The 758-nt window shown below is 61.1% G+C and carries 1 protein-coding gene; it reads left to right on the top strand.

From position 1 onward, the window contains the following. Positions 1-321, top strand: a 321-nt coding sequence (locus D1641_RS19015; protein ID WP_207708652.1) for a zinc ribbon domain-containing protein, incomplete at its 5' end; no start/stop codon positions are given. Positions 322-758: the final 437 nt, after the last annotated feature.

Genomic DNA, 758 nt, shown 5'->3' with positions numbered 1-758 from the left:
GACGCCGTGTGCATGAGGTCGGAGGCGCTGCGGGAGATGTCCCAAAATCCTCTCCGGAGCGGCGCGGCCAGCGCCGGGTATCGGATGTTCCGGGAGCTGCTGCGGTACAAGCTGGAGCGGCAGGGCAAGCAGCTCATTCTGCTGGACCGCTACACCCCCACCACCCGGACCTGCTCGGTCTGCGGACAGCTCCAGGGCGGCGTGGACTACGGGGCAAGGACCTGGACCTGCCCCAGGTGCGGGACCACCCACGACCGGGAGGTCAACGCCGCAAGAAACATCAAGGCTCAGGGCCTTGCTCAGCTTGCCGCCTGCGCGTAGGGCACGGCACACAGATATTGAAAACGGCGGGTCGAGTCGTCCCGCCCTGCACAGAGGTTTCGCCGCCTGGGACAGCGTTTTGTGCCTGTGATTCGGTCGGGGGAGCGTTGACCGAAGCTCAATCAGAGAATTGTGTTTCGCTCAGCGTTTTCCGGATCGAAGAGTGGGAAACGAGAGGGCGTGTGCGCACGCCTGAAAGCCTGTAACAGGGCTGTCCAAAATATTATGACGATGCAAAAGTTCTGTATCCCCATCACGGCGCTGACAGCGCCCAAGGCATTCGGTTTCATCCGGGTCGCTACCGGCTGAAATATAGTACCGCGCCAATAAGCCAGAGCGTTAAAGGCCACGACGCTTTGGCGGCGCAACACAGACCTGTGCCGCACGGTAAGGAAGCCGCGGGCACACTAATTTAGAAAGGAGCACAAAACTATGCG

The organism is Colidextribacter sp. OB.20 (assembly GCF_009911595.1).
Classification (GTDB): domain Bacteria; phylum Bacillota; class Clostridia; order Oscillospirales; family Oscillospiraceae; genus Lawsonibacter.
This window is presented reverse-complemented; position numbering and strand designations above follow the sequence as displayed.